General features: G+C 34.7%; 15 protein-coding genes. 4 read left to right on the forward strand and 11 right to left on the reverse strand.

From position 1 onward, the window contains the following. Nucleotides 1-137: 137 nt before the first annotated feature. From HM984_RS05855 to HM984_RS05905, 11 genes are all read right to left on the reverse strand, one after another. Complete coding sequence (locus HM984_RS05855; protein WP_179348491.1) at nt 138-764, reverse strand: Pycsar system effector family protein; 627 nt, start codon at nt 762-764, stop codon at nt 138-140. A gap of 282 nt (nt 765-1,046) precedes the next feature. Then, complete coding sequence (locus tag HM984_RS05860) at nt 1,047-2,792, reverse strand: thiamine pyrophosphate-dependent enzyme (RefSeq protein WP_115808379.1); 1,746 nt, start codon at nt 2,790-2,792, stop codon at nt 1,047-1,049. Nucleotides 2,793-2,801: 9 nt separating this feature from the next. After that, nucleotides 2,802-3,188, reverse strand: coding sequence for a DoxX family protein (locus tag HM984_RS05865; RefSeq protein ID WP_115808378.1), 387 nt, complete (start codon nt 3,186-3,188; stop codon nt 2,802-2,804). A gap of 158 nt (nt 3,189-3,346) precedes the next feature. Further along, complete coding sequence (locus HM984_RS05870) at nt 3,347-4,588, reverse strand: cation:proton antiporter (RefSeq protein ID WP_179348492.1); 1,242 nt, start codon at nt 4,586-4,588, stop codon at nt 3,347-3,349. A 273-nt stretch (nt 4,589-4,861) separates the two neighbouring features. Then, nucleotides 4,862-5,239: a DoxX family protein gene (locus HM984_RS05875; protein WP_179348493.1), complete on the reverse strand. Its 378-nt coding sequence runs from the start codon at nt 5,237-5,239 to the stop codon at nt 4,862-4,864. 461 nt (nt 5,240-5,700) lie between these two features. Further along, nucleotides 5,701-6,450: a hypothetical protein gene (locus HM984_RS05880; RefSeq protein ID WP_179348494.1), complete on the reverse strand. Its 750-nt coding sequence runs from the start codon at nt 6,448-6,450 to the stop codon at nt 5,701-5,703. A gap of 11 nt (nt 6,451-6,461) precedes the next feature. Continuing rightward, nucleotides 6,462-8,072, reverse strand: a complete 1,611-nt coding sequence (locus HM984_RS05885; protein ID WP_179348495.1) for a glutamate synthase-related protein — start codon at nt 8,070-8,072, stop codon at nt 6,462-6,464. Beyond that, nucleotides 8,069-8,449 carry a hypothetical protein gene (locus tag HM984_RS05890; protein WP_179348496.1) on the reverse strand — a complete coding sequence of 127 codons (381 nt, stop codon included), beginning with the start codon at nt 8,447-8,449 and terminating at the stop codon, nt 8,069-8,071. Before HM984_RS05890 ends, HM984_RS05885 begins: the two co-directional genes overlap by 4 nt. Before the next feature lie 201 nt (nt 8,450-8,650). Next, the gene (locus HM984_RS05895) at nt 8,651-10,309 is read right to left on the reverse strand and encodes an FG-GAP repeat domain-containing protein (protein WP_218845023.1); all 1,659 of its coding nucleotides are present in this window, start codon (nt 10,307-10,309) and stop codon (nt 8,651-8,653) included. Beyond that, entirely contained in the window at nt 10,296-10,955 is a 660-nt protein-coding gene (locus tag HM984_RS05900; protein WP_115808372.1) for a DUF6796 family protein, read from the reverse strand. Before HM984_RS05900 ends, HM984_RS05895 begins: the two co-directional genes overlap by 14 nt. A 127-nt stretch (nt 10,956-11,082) precedes the next feature. After that, nucleotides 11,083-11,850, reverse strand: coding sequence for a patatin-like phospholipase family protein (locus HM984_RS05905; RefSeq protein WP_179348497.1), 768 nt, complete (start codon nt 11,848-11,850; stop codon nt 11,083-11,085). A gap of 372 nt (nt 11,851-12,222) precedes the next feature. Between HM984_RS05905 and HM984_RS05910 the strand changes: the two genes are divergently transcribed. The 4 genes from HM984_RS05910 to HM984_RS05925 all read left to right on the forward strand — a co-directional run bounded on the left by HM984_RS05910 (nt 12,223) and on the right by HM984_RS05925 (nt 16,960). Continuing rightward, nucleotides 12,223-12,930 carry a response regulator transcription factor gene (locus tag HM984_RS05910; protein WP_115808370.1) on the forward strand — a complete coding sequence of 236 codons (708 nt, stop codon included), beginning with the start codon at nt 12,223-12,225 and terminating at the stop codon, nt 12,928-12,930. A 6-nt stretch (nt 12,931-12,936) separates the two neighbouring features. Next, nucleotides 12,937-14,415 carry a HAMP domain-containing sensor histidine kinase gene (locus tag HM984_RS05915; RefSeq protein ID WP_179348498.1) on the forward strand — a complete coding sequence of 493 codons (1,479 nt, stop codon included), beginning with the start codon at nt 12,937-12,939 and terminating at the stop codon, nt 14,413-14,415. Between the two features lie 98 nt (nt 14,416-14,513). Continuing rightward, entirely contained in the window at nt 14,514-15,878 is a 1,365-nt protein-coding gene (locus HM984_RS05920) for a spondin domain-containing protein (RefSeq protein WP_179348499.1), read from the forward strand. Between the two features lie 224 nt (nt 15,879-16,102). Continuing rightward, nucleotides 16,103-16,960: an EcsC family protein gene (locus HM984_RS05925; protein WP_179348500.1), complete on the forward strand. Its 858-nt coding sequence runs from the start codon at nt 16,103-16,105 to the stop codon at nt 16,958-16,960. The last annotated feature ends 15 nt before the right edge of the window (nt 16,961-16,975 follow it).

Here is a 16,975-nt window from a genome sequence, read left to right on the forward strand (position 1 = left end):
GATACGAAAATCAATGCTTCTTTGAAAATATAAAATATAAAAAAAGAGACTGCCTTTTTAGACAGCCTCTTTTTTTTATGAAGTAGACGTTTTAATCTTATATAGAACGCCCGAAGCTAAAAAGCTTTGCTTAAAAATTAAATCATCCCTCCAAAAAATACATGACACCCTATAAATGCGATTACGGATAAAATAATACCCACTAAAAAAATATTAAAGGATTTACGAAGTAATTTAAATTTACGATCAATTGTTTTACCTAAATGGTAAGTGTCTGTTGCAATGGTTTTATATAACTCATCTCCTTCATTCATTAAGTTGGTAATGTTATTTACGTACTCATCTTCTTCCATCTCATGAAAGTTCCCATAAAACATTAAGTTTTTTGTCTCACTTTTTCCATGAACTAATTCTGGTCGTGTTGCAAAAATTGCAAAGGCAATTGAAGCTAGATTCGTGAACAATATCATTACTACAGGAAAGATTAGGTGAGGATCTGTACTTAATTGACTCATTACCGTACCTAGAATCAATGATAAAATTAAAGCGTTTATGGATATTAAAATATTAGATTTTGTATCTATCATCGTGTTTAGAGTATACTGATTTTTAGATAACAATCTAAATAATGTTTCTACTCCTCTTTCAGACCTTGGTGCAACTTTCGCCAATTTCTTTTTTAATTGCTTTAAGGCGTCTTTATCAATATCTAATTCTTCCATTAAATATTTATCCTCTGCCTTTACTTTTGAATTATCGCCCATAGTTGGATGTTTTATAATTTAGACCATATTTAAAAATATGATCTTTTTACAAATTTACGACTACTTAATTCTTAATCAATAATAGAAATAACAATTGCTCAGTTATAAGATGTATTATTCTATAATTAATAAGAAAGTAAAACAGAGATAGGGTATAATTACTTTAGCAAAAGTGATATTGAATGATTTAAGCCTAAATACCTTTACCTAATTTTTAGTAATATTTGTTTATCCTTCTTAAAAATTTGTTGTTCATAATTTTAGTTTTAAAAGGTTAAAATATTAATCAAAAAAGGCCTTGAGTTCTTTTTTAAGGTTGTCCCATTGATCAGCATCTCCAGAAATGATTTGGCTCACTTCTTTTAATTTTGAAGTTCCAAAGCCAACAGCCTCCTTTAGCCCTATATGCGGTGGTAGAGATAATTCACCGCTACTTACAACCGCATCAATAATAAATGGCTTAGTACTTACTTTTGCCATTTTTATGGCATTTTCTATGTCTTTAGCTTTTTCGACTCGGACCCCTTCTCCACCGCACAAACGAGCGTAGTCTGCAAAATTGACATTTTGTTGTTCTAAAGCGTCCAAAGCAGGTGCGAGTCCTACTTCCTCCATTTCTAATTTTACAAAACTTAACTGAGAATTATTGAGAATAAGGATTTTAACAGGAAGATTATATCTTACAGCCGTAATAAAATCTTGCATTGCCATATTGAACGCTCCATCTCCAGAGATACACCATACTTCTCTGCCAGGATTGGCCATTGACGCTCCCATAGCTGCAGGAAGTCCGACAGCCATAGAACCATGATTAAATGAGCCCATAATTCTTCTGTTAGTATGAAATGAAATATGATGTGCAGCCCATATGGCCGAGGTGCCTGTCTCAACTGTAAAAATGGCATCGTCTGAAGCATATTCATTAATATAACGTGTAAATATTTGTGGATGTAACGGTTCGTTATCGCGCTCTGGTGATGCTTCCTCTAATTTACTCTTTTTCCATTTGGTGAATTTTTCGTTTAATGTTGAAAGAAATTGGTCATCAGTTTTTTCTTCAACTAATGGAATTAGTGCTTTCACAAAAGTATTTACGTCACTATGTATACCAATGTTTACACTTGTTCTATTTCCTATATTTTCTTCTCTTATATCAACTTGAATAGTTTCTGTATCGTGAGGTAAGAAATCAGTGTACGGAAAATCGGTAGCGAGCATGAGCAACAAATCACATTTCATCACTGCATTATAGCCTGTTGGATTGCCTATTAGTCCTGTGAGGCCAACCGTATTTTCGGTATCGTGGTCAAATATGTCGGTTGCTTTTAGCGTATGTGTAATAGGGGCTTTTAATTTTCGGGAAAGGTCAAGGATTTCGCTTCTGGCTTCTCTGCAACCATGACCTGCAAGAATAGCAACCGTCTTGGCACTATTAATGGCTTCTACGGCTTTCTTTACGGAGTCATTACCAGGCATTAAAATAGCATCAGAATTATAAATAGGTCTTAACATTTGTTCGTTTTCTGCTTCCATTCCGGCAACATCTGCAGGAAGTTCAATTCGGCAAACTGTTTTTCGGGAAACTGCAATCTGAATAGCACGTAAAATGACACGTGGTGCCATTTCTGGTGTTTTAATAATAGCTTGATAATCACAAACATCATCATATACTTTTGTAAGATCGACCTCTTGAAAATAATTTGTTCCCTGTTGTATTTGGGGAACTTGTCCTGTAATGGCGATTACCGGTGTTCGTGCTTTTTTAGCATTATAAAGGCCATTAATAAGATGTAAGGCTCCTGGTCCAACGGTTCCGGCACAGACGGCAAGCGAACCTGTAGATTCACTATCTCCAAACGCTGCAAATGATGCATTGCCTTCATGTTTAAAGCCAATCCAATTAGCATCATCTCTTTTTTCTATAGCTTTCACAAAAAAGTTAAGAGCATCACCCGTAACACCGTAGATGTTCTTAACTCCAGTAGCTATTAATATTTCCAATAATTGTTCTGATACGTTTTTAGACATAGTTTTATTTTAATAAATGGTATATAAGCCACCATTTGTAGTTAATATTATAAAGGCTGCAATAAAAAATATAACGTCATAATGCCAACCAAAACCTTCTTCTGCGTAAAATCCTGTTTTCCACTCAAAAATTTTCTTATAGATGGCTCCAAGCATTGTTATCATAATCAATATAGCTCCCACTTGCGTGAAAATTCCTAAAATAATAGATACTGCTGCAAGCATTTCCGTGATGCCCAATACCATAGCAGCCGATGCTGGCATCCCCATACTTTCTCCACGTTCTTTAGGGTTTATTGCATGACTTTTACCGCTACTAAAAAAGACCATTCCAACACTAATTCGAAGTAATAAAAGGGCGACAGGGCTTAAAAAAGTGACATCTATTAGTTCCATAATTCTGTTTTTTTTATATGGTTAGATTATCTAAAGAATTTTATAGTATTGATTTGATATTAAATCAATGTAATCTTTAGTAACTCATCTTATTGACGCATTTCAGAAAGAAAAGAGCTGTATCGCATTTTCTGCATCAAATTATTCAAATAGCATCTCTACTTATACAATTTCTTTACAAATGCTCCAATGCTTAAGCCTTGTACAATTATTGAAAACAATACGACTACATAAGTAATATATAAAATAAGCTCACTGGATAGATCATTTGATAAGCTTAAGGCAAGAGCAATTGATATTCCCCCACGTAATCCTCCCCAAGTTAATACAGCGACTGTTTTTATTGGCTTTTCTGCTTGGTGTTTTAGTAGTGAATAAGGAAGTAAAACAGAAATAAAACGCGCTACCAATACAATGACAATAGTAAGAACACCTAATAATAAATGTGTGAGGTCAAATTCTAACAGATGAATAGCCAATCCGATAAGTACGAATAAGATGCCGTTAAAAACATCATCTAAAATTTCCCAAAAAGAATTGATGGCTTTTTGTATAGCGTTTTTATCTTCGTTTACATGAATTTTGTTTCCTATTAATAAACCTGCAACAACCATTGCTAATGGTGCCGATATGTGTAGCATAAATGCGCCTGCTGTTCCTCCCATGACTACAGCAAGTGTAATCATTACTGCCAATTGTGGGTTTTCTTTTAATGATTGAATGCATTTTAAGCCTAGAAAACCGATGAGTAATCCGTAAAGTAATCCGCCTACTGCTTCTTCTAAAAATAATGTGCCTATTTCTGTCCCTATTTCAGCTGAACTGTGTTCTCCTGTTGCTGTAGCAATTAATAATATACCAGAAAAGACAACAACACCAATACCATCATTGAACAAGGATTCTCCTTCTATTTTTATACCTAAACTTTCAGCAATATTTGCTTCTTTTAAAATAGCCATCACCGCAATTGGATCGGTAGGTGAAATTAAAGCACCAAATAAAAGTGCGTGCAGAAAAGGCAATTCTAAACCAATCCATTGTGCGCCAAAAAACACTAAACCACCGACTATAAATGTAGATATGAGAACACCTAACGTTGCAAACAACAAAATTGATTTTTTCTCTTTTTCGAGTGCGGCGAGGTTAACATGCAGTGCGCCTGCGAACAATAAAAAACTTAAAATACCATTGAGTAATAGTGTTTTAAAATCGGCGTTAACAATAATATCACAAAAGAATCTGTAAAATTCTGGAAAAACAGATTCGCTTAACATTATAGGAATGATTAAGAGTAAGCTTAAAATCATCAACCCAATAGTTGTTGGTAGTTTTAACCACTTATAATTGATGTAGTTAAAAAGTGCTGCGATTGTAAATACAATACTGAAAGATTCAAACATGTTATTTTGATTTTGTATTAATATATTATCCAACAAAAACACCGATAACAATGGCAAGGTAAAATTGCCTATGATGTTAATTTATAACTGCAACATAAGCAGAGCTAAAATCACTTAACATAAAATGAATAGGCGTTAAGAGAAAATTACAAATACTTAAAAGGGCGATTAACTATTTGCAATTCCGCATTAACCTTATTTACTGTATCTATCTATTGTTTAAATTATAACACTTTCATTTTAAAAGTGCTGTATTTTACTTTGAATATTATACTACTTTTTGGCTAATATTTTGAGTTTATATATAGAAAGTACAGAAAGAAGTACTGCAATAACAACAAGCATCATTACTGGTTCTGGTCTTGCAAAGAACTCCATTGTTAAACCGCCAATCATTGTTGCCAATAATAAAAAATAGGCCAATTTCCCTAAGTTATTTGTGTTCTTAATAGTATATATGATAAGAAGAATCGCAATTACGAGTTCCACACTACCTGTAAATACTCTAAAAATATCTGGATCTATCGGTACTAACGATTTAAACTGTTCAAACCCTTGAACGCTTTTTTCAATTCCTACTAATTTTGGAATTGCAAAAAATAGCATAAGCGCAGCGGCTATTAAATTACTTGCTTTATTAATTATTTTCATTTTTAGTTTGTTTAATATGTTTTATTCTTAAATTAAATTTACATCTGTAACACTTTTAAAAGTGTAGGTCTGTTATGTTTATTGCGTTTTTCAACACGAATTCCTGAAACACCACAATTTTCTGCATATTTTGCAAAGCTTGGGTTAGTTAGTGGTGTTTGCCACACGTACCTTCAGAACCAGCTGTTACGGTTTGTATACGTCCTTCTGGAAGTATTTTTCTATGGTTTAGAACCTTAAATTATTTTTGTTTTTTCATAATAAAATGGATTTAATTAGACCTAATTTTAAAACTGAAATTGATGAATATTCACAGATCTAACGGAATATGTAATCAACAAAATAAGCCCAAACGTGGATACAACTATGATTAAAATTTCCAAAGATGTTGAAACATTGTAAATGTCATTACTACCAGTTATTACTCCAGTTCAGAATAATAACCAGTAATACTTTTGTGGTTATAGTTCGTTGTTTTTTAGCACGCTTATTGCTTCTTCAAAAAATGCGACACCTTCAGATTCTACAATCGTATCTGCATTAAGAACCGCACCTTTAAAGTCATCAGATTTCCATTCTCCAGATGGCAATTTCGGTAATTGTAATGTGTCTATTGTACCACCATTTTTGTATCCAGAGATATATAAATAATGTTTGTTGCTAATAGCATCAGGAATTGCTAAACCTAACCCAATAGTAATATCAGAACCAGGTAATGCATTATAAATACCAGAATCAAAATGATGTGGCCAGACTCTAATCGATGTATTAAGGTCGTAGTGTTGATCTATTTTTTCAAGAACTGATTGCGCTAAAACACGTAGATTTTTGAGTGTATTCAATTGGTCAGAATCTAACAATTCAAACGTAAAAGAATTGTCTATAGCATAAGGTAAATCGTAGTGAAACGCGTAGTGATATGTTTTATTTAAATGGGCTTTAGACGTGTCCGATAACCAACTTAAAACCTCAGCATGCATTGCTCCATCTAACTCAAAAGTTGTAGTTCCTTTATTAGATTTCCATTGTAATGCGAACTTTTCATAATCTAAACATAATTGATCACCATTGTCTGAAAGTATATGCGTACAAAGATTTCCATTGTCTTTATCAAACCCTAAGTTAGTATGGCTGTCGTCTGGTTGTTTTTCTAAAAAGCTTATTCCTGCTGCAGCTAAATATTGAGCCGCTAAATGCATTTGTTTTTCCATAGTCTGTTTTTTTATTTTATTCCTGCGTAATTAATTCCTGTAAGTTGATGTATGTCGTGGTCGTAAGTTGAAAGGTCATCGTGATTGAATTTAGAGATCCTATCATAACCACAAGCACGCGCTATAACTTTGATTAAATCGTTACTTGCTTCAAAGTAGTTTTGTAATTGTTTAGCAGAAGAATCGATAATCAATCTGCTACGTAACGTTTCTTTTTGAGTCGCAATCCCTACCGGACAATTATTACTGCCGCAAGCACGCATCCCTAAACATCCAATAGCTTGTAACGCTGAGTTAGAGACTGCAATAGCATCTGCTCCCAACATTATGGCTTTTGCAAAATCTTCAGCAACACGTAAACCTCCTGTAATAACTAAAGTGACATCAGTTGCACCAACTTTATCCATATAAGCTCTTGCTCTTGCTAATGCCGGAATGGTTGGCACATTAATATGATCTCTTAAAATAGTAGGAGCAGAGCCTGTTCCGCCACCACGACCATCTAGAATAATATAATCGACACCAACATCGAGTGCAAATTGAATGTCTTTTTCAATATGACTGGCCGCAATTTTAAACCCGATAGGAATGCCTCCTGTGCGTTCTCTAACTTTATCTGCAAACACTTTAAAGTCTTCAACTGTATGAAAATTTGGGTTTGCAGCTGGTGAAATTGCTGTTTCCCCTTCTTTTAATCCGCGAACTGCTGCAATTTCAGCACTTACTTTATTGCCAGGCAAATGTCCTCCTGTTCCTGTTTTTGCACCTTGACCGCCTTTAAAATGAAAGGCTTGTACGTGGTCTAATTTATCCCAAGAAAATCCAAATTGAGCGGATGCTAATTCGTAAAAATATTTGGAATTACTCGCTTGCTCTTCTGGTAACATGCCACCTTCACCAGAGCAAATTCCTGTTCCTGCTAATTCAGCTCCTTTTGATAATGCTATTTTAGCTTCACGAGATAAGGCTCCAAAACTCATATCACTTACAAAAAGTGGCATATCTAGTTCTAAGGGCTTTTTTGCTTTTGGTCCAATCACAACTTTAGTTGCAACGTCTTCATGATCTAATAAAGGTCTCGATGCTAATTGTGCGGGTAAAAACTGAATATCGTTCCATTTAGGAAGTGTATCTCTATCGACTCCCATAGAAGCTGAGAATCCATGATGACCAATATTTTTTAGTCCATTTTGAGCCAATTCTTTTATATAACCTGTATATGGCTCTGTTTCTTCTGGATGGGTATCTGCGTAGGCTCCTAAATACGTATCGCGATTAAAAGGCTGTGGACTATTTACTAAATAAGCATCAATTTCGAAAGCATCTACAAATAAATCATCACCTTCAATTTTGGTAGAAAACTTATGAAGGACTTCTTTGTTATTATATTCTGAAACTCCTGAATCTACACGATAATCCCATCCATGAACTCCGCATATAAGATTATGACCATCTACATGACCGTCGGACATTAGTGCTCCTCTGTGCAAACATCTTCCGTAAAGTACAGAAATATCATCATCAAATTTCACGATGACTAAGTCTAATCCGTTGACCAGTGCATGTTCTGGTTGCTTATTTTCTAAGGAGCTTACTTGAGCAATGACTACTGGTTTTTTCATGGTTTAGGTTTTGATTTAATGTATAATGTTTTTAGAATAATTAAACTACTAAAGAGCAATAAGGAGTAGTAACACATTGGTGTACCTGAAGCTGTTTTTGGGCATTCGGCATGTCCTGTGAATTGCATAATTGAAGCTATTAAAGCAATGCTACCAGCAAGCCCTGTAAATAAAAAATATAAGACATTACCCTTTTTTAAGAGATGTGATATTAGTGGAATAATAAAACAGATTAGAACAACCAAACACATTGGTATGTCCATTATTTTAGGACAACCTTCACCTGTTTTAAATTCTTCAATAACTAGCCCTCCTGCACCAAATAATCCTATTATAAGGATTGCAAGAATGCTGTAATATGTGATTTTGTTTGACATTAGTTTTTAATTTATACGCTACTGTTTTCATTAAAACAAAAACAAAAGCGTACCAGCCTTTAAAATAGTGCTAATGCTATTTAAGGTTATTGATAATAGTTATAATAGGTAAGTTAAATCTTTTTTTAAATACAGAAAAAACTTAAATATCAGGTAGTTATTAGGTAAGATACGCTAAAAAAATTCTACGTCACTTATATTTTATAATTCTTCTTCAAGTGTCTCTAAAGTTGACTTTTGCCTTTCAACTTCAGCTTTTAAATCGATAATAGTATTGATTTTTGGATTATCAATACTAATCTCATTATCATTTGCCAACCAAACTTTTATGTTTAAAACTCTAGATTCTTTGCCTAAGCCAAATTGAAGTAATGCGGTTTGATCACTAGCTAAACCCTCTCCTGTTACTAACCATTCGGTCAGCGTTTTTGTTGGCGTAGTTACGGTTACTTTAGCAGCTTGTACGTTAACAGACTCTCCTAAATCTACCTGTAGATAATTATTGGTTCCACCTTTATTTATATAGGCTAATGCAGGTGTATCAATATTTACCCAAATCATATCTAAATACCCATCTTGATTAAAGTCACTTACTAATGACGTAATAGCAAAGTGAGGATTTGTAAGTCCACTCTCTTCTTCGGTAGGTGCGAATGTTCCATTTTCCTTTTGAATTAGAACACGACTCGGTAATTTGAATAATTTACTTGGAGGGAAGTCTACATAATTTTCGGCCACCATTAAATCTTGTAAACCGTCGTTATTAAGGTCTGCAAAAGTACAACCCCATGCAAATTCGTAATCTGCTATTTTGGCTTTTTCTGCTACATCGGTAAATTTAAAATTTCCTTCGTTTTTAAATAGCATCCATTTATCAGTAAATAAGGATGTATCTTTTATATCTCCTTGTGCAATCATATTAGGGAGTGTACTTCCTGTATTAGAGAACATAAAATCTACCAAACCATCATTGTTATAATCACCCACAGCGAGTCCCATTGGATACGCAAATTTCTTAGTCAAAGGATTGGCTTTCATGGTAAAAGTTAAGTCCCCATTATTTTTATAGGTACGTACTTCGCCAGTATCATGTACCACTACTAAATCTTGCCAACTATCATTATCGATATCAACAAAAACACCTTGAAATGTATTATGTACATAGTCTAAACCAGCAGATTTAGTAATACTTTTAAAAGTGTTATCACCATTATTAAGTAACAACTCGCTTGTAGAACCATAATTGTAATCTTCAAAAATATTTTGCCCTTCCATCAATTCTTTTTTAAGATAGGTAGCTAAAAAGATATCTAAATCTCCATCTTTATCAATATCGGCTACCGTTATTCCGGCAGGATTAGATTTTTCATTGATTGGAGTATCAATAATAGTTTCTGTAAACGTTCCATTGGTATTAAAATAAATGCGAAGTCCGTCTTCTCGGCCTAAAATAATATCCGTAAATCCGTTATTATCAAAATCGGCAGAAACCACACCAACAGTTGTCGTTGTATTTCCTTTTTTAGGCAAATTGACTTCTGAAGAAATATTTACAAATTCATTATTCCGATACGCAAAAATTGCATCTTCTTGTTCCATGCCACCTCCAAAAAAGACTTCATCTATATTATCATTATTAATATCGATTAACGCTGAAGGAGCAATTGGCAATGATTTTTTGCCATTATATTGATGCACAAAATCTAAAGGAATAGGGGTGAATTTTGGAATTTCATTTTCCGCAATAGTTATGTCGTATTTATCAGAAACTGAATCTCTCCAGAAAAAACCAACTAACACTAGAAGGAGCAGTAGTATGGCAATACTTAATAGTTTTAAAAATTTCTTAATGAGTTTCATTTGATATAGTTTTTAGTTGGTAAAGTGATAGTGCAAATAAAATAAAGTGAGTTACATTCATTAGTATGGGTAACATGTGCTTACCTATTGAAGGGATTAGTTTTCCTAAAACTACCAATAAAATAAGTATAACAATGGGATTGAAAATGGCCATCCATTTTTTATAATACGTGCCGCCTTTTAAAATAGCGATAGCAAAAACAACAGAAAGTGTAGCTATAATTATACGAAGCGCTTTTACTAAAACTTCCATATGATCGGTGTAATGTGCTAATAGGTTTTGGTATGTTGAAGGATCTATAGTATCCTTTAAGTGCACAATATTACCTATAGATGCTCTAGAGCCTATCCAAACACCTCCAACAGCAAAAGCAACAAAACCAATGGCCAAAACGAGTCTTGCTAAAGTTTCGTTACCAGATTTTAGCATTCTATATATATGTATGTATCCTGCAAAATAAAAAGGCAGTCCAATAACAGCTAGGAAATGTCCTGTGGTAAGATGCTCTAAAGCTACAAATTTGAAAAACTCATAACCCTCAGAATGTTCTAAAATGGAAGGTGAATAGTGTAGAAAATATTCGCCTAATCCTACAAGAATAGAGGCGATAAGACCAAGGTAGCCTAAAATTTTGGTTAGTTGCATTTAGTTTTTGATTGGTTGGTTCTTGAATTTGTCGAGAACTGTTAAAATTCCTTTCAAAAAAAATAAATATCTGTATATAAGTTGGTTGTGGGTAGTTTTAATCCACGGTAGAAGAAATAATTTTAATTTATGGTGTAAAAAGACTTGGGTTGTCTTTTAATGCTGCAAGTGTGGACATGTATCCTAAATTGAAAATAGCGTCCACATTGCTCATTCCAAAAGTGCCATAATTGACTAAGTCTTTAGGGCTTATTACCAAATCACAATCCGGGAATTTATTCGTAGATTCTGCTGTAACTTTAATTTTATAGGCACGTTCTATTACTGAGTAAGAGTGTTTTAAGTCCTTTATACTAATCTCTTTTAAAGGATTAACAAATACACCTATAATTTTATCACAATCTTTTTTTAAGGGTTCAACAGGAAAATTATTTAATGTGCCTCCATCGACATAGAATTGTCCATTAATTTCGGTTGGTGTAAACACACCAGGAAAAGAGGCTGAAGCTATAATAGGTTTTATAAGTTGCCCTTTGCTAAACATCTTAGACGTTCCATCAATAATATTAGCTGCGGGAATGAATAAAGGCTTTTTTAAATCATTAAAATTATCTTTCGGAAAATAGGTTTTGAGGTCATCATAGAAGTTTTCAGAGTTTAAAAATCCAGGTTTATTTCGTGCATACCTTTTAGTGTGAAAAAGCGGTATGGTTTTAAAGAACGTTAACATTTCTGACCAGGAAACTCCAGCAGCATACAAGGCGCCGACAATAGCACCAGAACTCGTGCCTGCAATATGTGTAGGAAAGATGCCGTGCTCTTCTAGTGCCTTAATGACGCCTATATGTGCTGCTCCACGAACACCACCACCAGAAAGTACTAATCCTATATTCATGTTATAAAAGTACAAAGTTGCGTCGACTTATTAGCCGATTTTTCAATGGATTGTCTGACAAAGAATTAATAAGGTTCTACGTAACTACAATTCAAAAAAGCAGGTAATTACATCGGTATTTCTAGAATATAGTGGATAAGCTATAACAGAATTTTATATTGTCTTTTGAAATAAAGGCAAACCCCTTGAAGAAATCGAAAAATTTTGGGAGTAAATCTTTTATTGCTCAACTTATTTGAAAGCATCTGCAGCTTCTTTCGTCTATTGCAAGTATTAACCTGTAATCTAAGCAGATGTTGTTTTTAAAATAACATAGTATCGGGATACTTTCATGATACTTTAGGACTAGATTGCCCACAAAATAAATTGAAAATGGTTCAAATTCTAGTTGTTGAAGATGATGTGCATATCGCAGAATTGGTTACAATAAACCTTAAAGACGATCAAACAAGCGTAAAAAGTTGTTATAATGGTAACGAAGGTTTTTTAGAAGCCTCCACAAATGCTTACGATCTTGTTATTTTAGATTTAATGTTACCTGGTAAAAAAGGCTTAGATATTTGTAGAGAGTTAAGAGCTTCAAAAGTTAATACGCCCATACTCATGCTCACTAGTAAAAGCGATGAGATCGACAAGATTTTAGGTCTTGAAACTGGAGCAGACGATTATATGACTAAACCCTTTAGTGTTCGTGAATTGCAAGCCCGTGTAAAAGCGATCATTAGGCGCCAAAGCTTCGATACAACAAGCACGACTTCAGAAGAAGACCCAGATTTACCAGTATTAACGCGTAAAGATCTTGTGGTCAATCAGGAAATGCGAAAAGTAGAATTACAAGGTGAGCGACTTAATCTTACGCCCAAAGAATTTGAATTACTCTGTTTATTAGCCAATAACGTTGGTAAAACCTATAGCCGTGCGCAATTATTACACCGCATTTGGGGCTATGAGTTTGAAGGTTACGAACATACTGTAAATTCTCATATTAACCGCTTACGCGCAAAAATAGAACAAGACCCTGGAAACCCCGAATACATACTCACCACTTGGGGAGTGGGCTACCGATTTTCTGAATCCTAAGACCTTATGAAAACAAAAAACACCTTATTCTACAAAATTGCTGGTGTGCTCACCCTCTTATTTGTAGTACTTGCCTTTTTAATTACCAAAACATCGACACAACTTTCGGAAGATTATCACGATGAAATTACCCAAGGCTTAAATAAAAATGTCTCAGGATTTATTGTTGAAGAAATCCAAGGACTCTACGACGGCGATTCGGTAGTGGGTGCTAAAATGAGCAGTTTAATGCATCATGTTATGGCCACTAATCCTGCGACTGAAGTCTACTTATTAGACTTAGAAGGGAACATTCTTAAGCATGTTGCCATGAATAAAGAGGTGAAAGCAAAACGCATTGATTTAAAACCTGTAACCGAATTTATCGCCCAAGATGGAGAGGTGTTTATTAAGGGTGACGACCCAAAATTACCGGGTACTAAAAAAATATTTTCAGCAGCACCTTACCTTTATAAAGATAAAAAAGTAGGGTATATCTATACGATCGTTGGTGGTAACGATTACGACTCGCTAATTAATAAACATGAGGCCAGTTATATTCGTAAACTCAGCATGCGTAATGTTTTATATGCACTATTTGCAGCCTTATTGGTGGCGTTGCTTTCCATTTATATTATCACAAGAAATTTCAATAAAATTATTGCGGCGTTTACATCTTTTAAAAATGGGGATCATGATGCTCGCGTTGTAGGTGTGCAGCATGGCGAAATGGGATTATTGGCCAATACCTATAACGACATGGCCGATACCATTCAAAGTAATATTCAAGATTTGCAGAGTGTAGACAACTTGCGTAAAGAACTTATTGCAAATATTTCTCACGATCTAAGAACACCTATTGCGTCTATTCAAGGTTTTGTTGAAACCATCATGATTAAAGGAGACAGCCTAGAGGAAAAGGAAAAGCAGCGTTACATGGAAATAGTGCTTAAAAATTCGGAACGTCTTAAGAAATTGGTGAACGATTTGTTTGAGTTAAGTGTTTTGGAAGCCAATCAAAAAGCCGTGCAGCCTGAAGCCTTACAGATGGCAGAAATTATTCAAGATATCGCCGATAAATACCGCATTATCGCCAAAAATAAAGGAGTAAGTATAAATACGGTGTATTCTAAAGATCTCCCTTTTGTATACGCGGATATTGCCTTAATTGATAGAGCATTACAGAATATCATAGACAATGCGATTAAACATTGTCAGCAAGGCGATGTTGTTACCTTAGAGCTTTACACAGCAAATGATCAGGTGATGGTAAAGGTGTCCGATACCGGAAGCGGTATAGAATCTCAAGAGTTACCTTATATATTTGAACGCTACCGAAAAGGCAAATTCTATTCCGACGCCACAAAAGGTAGTGGACTAGGCTTGGCCATTGTTAAAAAGATTATGGACCTTCACAATTCAACTATCAAAGTGAATAGTATTTTAAATCAGGGCACCGAGTTTTATTTTAATCTGCCAGTGCTTAAAAGAACCGCTTCGTTATAAATTTTATATAATAGTTTATACTATAGTTATGGCGTTGTTATAATTTGGTGATACTCTCGGAGGATATTTGTAGATATATAATCATTAACACATTTACAATGAAAAAATTTAAATTTATTACACTTTTATCCGTTATTACCCTTTTTGCAAGTTGCGATAATGACGACGACAGCACGATAGTAAATCTCGGCGAACCTTCTAATTTTACAGTGCGTATTGAAAATATTGGGAGTGCTTATAGTTTTATAGACTCTGGAATATTTAATACCCCGGTAGGCGATGCAAGTCCTGGGCCAGCAACGCCGGGAAAACGTTACGAATTTACCGTTGATGCCGGTAGAAGTCAAAAATTATCTTTTGTAACCATGTTAGCAGCAACTAACGATTTGTTTTTTGCTCCTGATGGCAACGGCATTGCGTTTTATGATGACAATGGAGATCCTATTTCTAGAGACGTTACCGATCAAGTTTATTTATGGGATGCGGGAACAGAAGTCAACGAAGAACCTGCAGTGGGTCCTAATACAGTTGGCATGCAATCTGGTCCTGATACTGGAGCGGTAGAAAACGGAAACGTATTAAAAATTGCAGATGTTACCAATGGTTTTATGTTTGATTACCCAGCGGTAAACGAAATAATTTCTGTAAGCATCACTCATGTAGAAGGTACACTATTTACTGTTTCTATAGAAGATTTAACAACAGCAAGTTTAGAGACGAGTGCAGGAAGTTCTGTTGCGCCTTTATCACCTGGTGTTTATGTGATTCATGGTGGTGAAAATCCTTTGTTCACAGAAGGTGAAGCGGATTACGGACAAGGTGTTGAAGCGATTGCTGAAGACGGAAATGCAACACCTTTAAGCGACTATACTGCAGAGAATACTGGAGTGACTTACCCATCATCTCCTGGAATCTTTGTGGTTCATGAAGGAAATACGATGCCATTATTCACATCGGGAGTTACAGATTTCGATTTAGGATTAGAACATATCGCTGAAGATGGAAATACGGCTGTTTTAGCTGATAATCTAAGTGGGTTAGAAGGCCAGATTTCAGGAGCTGTGTTTAATACTGTAGATGGAGGTAGTGGTCCTGGGCCTTTATTACCAGGAAATACTTATACGTTTAGCTTTACAGCCGAAGCAGGAAATAGCTTATCATTTGCAAGTATGTTAGCCGCTACAAATGATGTATTGTTTGCTACTCAAGATACAGGAATTGAATTATTCAGTGCAGACGGAACCCCTTTAAGTGGAGATATTACAAATGAGGTGTACTTATGGGATGCCGGAACTGAGGTTAACGAGCAACCTGCTATTGGTCCTAATACAGTGACTAATCAATTAGCTGCCGATACTGGAATCGATGAAACGGAACCAGTTCAATTCTTATCTAATGTTAACGATGGTTATAGTTACCCAAATGTTGATACCGTTCTTAGAATTACAATTACCCCAAACTAAAATTTTAAAACCTAGTGTATAATCCGCGTTTCACTTAATTGTGAAACGCGGATTTTTTTATGTGACTTAAGACGTCTAAACATATGATTTAAGGACGCAGCATTGTTTTTGCCAATCAAACAAAGAAGATATGCATCCTTTTTTGATATCGTTCGTGGCTAGTCTTTCATTGCTGTGTAACAATTGCTAAGTTTTTACGACCTATTATAATAAATAGAAATGTTTTGAATCTAACAGTAAATCCCATAACACCAGAAGACAAAGAAGCCTTAATACGCGCAAAATCTAGCATGCAAAATTTAGGTTGGGCAATTCGTAATGTCAATAAAATTGGTAATACGGTTGAAACAGGAATTAGCTACGTGCCAGAAAAAGTATTAGTTAAAGTGCAGAAGATTACAGAATCGGTATTATTAAAAATTATAAAAGCTAATTTATTAACCATTCAAAAAAACAAAACATTTAAAAAGCCTTCAAAAAACACGTATAAAAGTATTGTAACAGGTACAGGAGCATTAAGTGGGTTTTTCGGATCTTCTACAGGTTTTGGTACTGCTATTTTTGCTTCAGAAGTGACACTTACCACTAAGTTTTTAATGCGTACTATTATGGATATAGCGCGTAGTGAAGGTGAAGATATTTATACTTTAGAAGGGCAGATGGCATGTCTGCAAGTTTTTGCGCTTGGTGGAGATTCTATAGATGATGACGGTATGGAAGCCAGTTACTACACCACACGTATGGCATTAAATTCAGCATTAAATAACGTGTCAGCAGCTGGTATAAAAATGAGCTTAGATAGTTTGGTAAAAGGAGCAAGTGCTTTGGGATCTAATGCTGTTGGTAATTTTTTATCTAAAATTGCTACGAGATTAAGTCTTCTTATCAGTGAGAAATTTTTAGCACAAGCTGTTCCTATTGTAGGCGCTATAGGGGGTGGTGGATTAAATTATGTGTTTGTAGATCACTTTCAGAATATGGCAACGGCACATTTTACTATAAGACGTTTAGAACGGAAGTATGGAGAGGCTGAGGTTAAATCGATCTATGAGGCTATAAACGTAGGTATTAAAGAGAAGTAAGGCTTTTTGTATACT

It is taken from the genome of Winogradskyella pacifica (assembly GCF_013403915.1).
Taxonomy (GTDB): Bacteria; Bacteroidota; Bacteroidia; order Flavobacteriales; family Flavobacteriaceae; genus Winogradskyella; species Winogradskyella pacifica.

Bases quoted from the DNA above. Each gene is read 5' to 3' on its own strand.
- HM984_RS05900 (WP_115808372.1), bottom strand. From the start codon at position 10,955: ATGCAACTAACCAAAATTTTAGGCTACCTTGGTCTTATCGCCTCTATT.
- HM984_RS05855 (WP_179348491.1), bottom strand. From the start codon at position 764: ATGGGCGATAATTCAAAAGTAAAGGCAGAGGATAAATATTTAATGGAA.
- HM984_RS05865 (WP_115808378.1), bottom strand. From the start codon at position 3,188: ATGGAACTAATAGATGTCACTTTTTTAAGCCCTGTCGCCCTTTTATTA.
- HM984_RS05920 (WP_179348499.1), top strand. From the start codon at position 14,514: ATGAAAAAATTTAAATTTATTACACTTTTATCCGTTATTACCCTTTTT.
- HM984_RS05915 (WP_179348498.1), top strand. From the start codon at position 12,937: ATGAAAACAAAAAACACCTTATTCTACAAAATTGCTGGTGTGCTCACC.
- HM984_RS05890 (WP_179348496.1), bottom strand. From the start codon at position 8,449: ATGTCAAACAAAATCACATATTACAGCATTCTTGCAATCCTTATAATA.
- HM984_RS05910 (WP_115808370.1), top strand. From the start codon at position 12,223: ATGGTTCAAATTCTAGTTGTTGAAGATGATGTGCATATCGCAGAATTG.
- HM984_RS05875 (WP_179348493.1), bottom strand. From the start codon at position 5,239: ATGAAAATAATTAATAAAGCAAGTAATTTAATAGCCGCTGCGCTTATG.
- HM984_RS05885 (WP_179348495.1), bottom strand. From the start codon at position 8,072: ATGAAAAAACCAGTAGTCATTGCTCAAGTAAGCTCCTTAGAAAATAAG.
- HM984_RS05880 (WP_179348494.1), bottom strand. From the start codon at position 6,450: ATGGAAAAACAAATGCATTTAGCGGCTCAATATTTAGCTGCAGCAGGA.
- HM984_RS05870 (WP_179348492.1), bottom strand. From the start codon at position 4,588: ATGTTTGAATCTTTCAGTATTGTATTTACAATCGCAGCACTTTTTAAC.
- HM984_RS05860 (WP_115808379.1), bottom strand. From the start codon at position 2,792: ATGTCTAAAAACGTATCAGAACAATTATTGGAAATATTAATAGCTACT.
- HM984_RS05905 (WP_179348497.1), bottom strand. From the start codon at position 11,850: ATGAATATAGGATTAGTACTTTCTGGTGGTGGTGTTCGTGGAGCAGCA.
- HM984_RS05895 (WP_218845023.1), bottom strand. From the start codon at position 10,309: ATGAAACTCATTAAGAAATTTTTAAAACTATTAAGTATTGCCATACTA.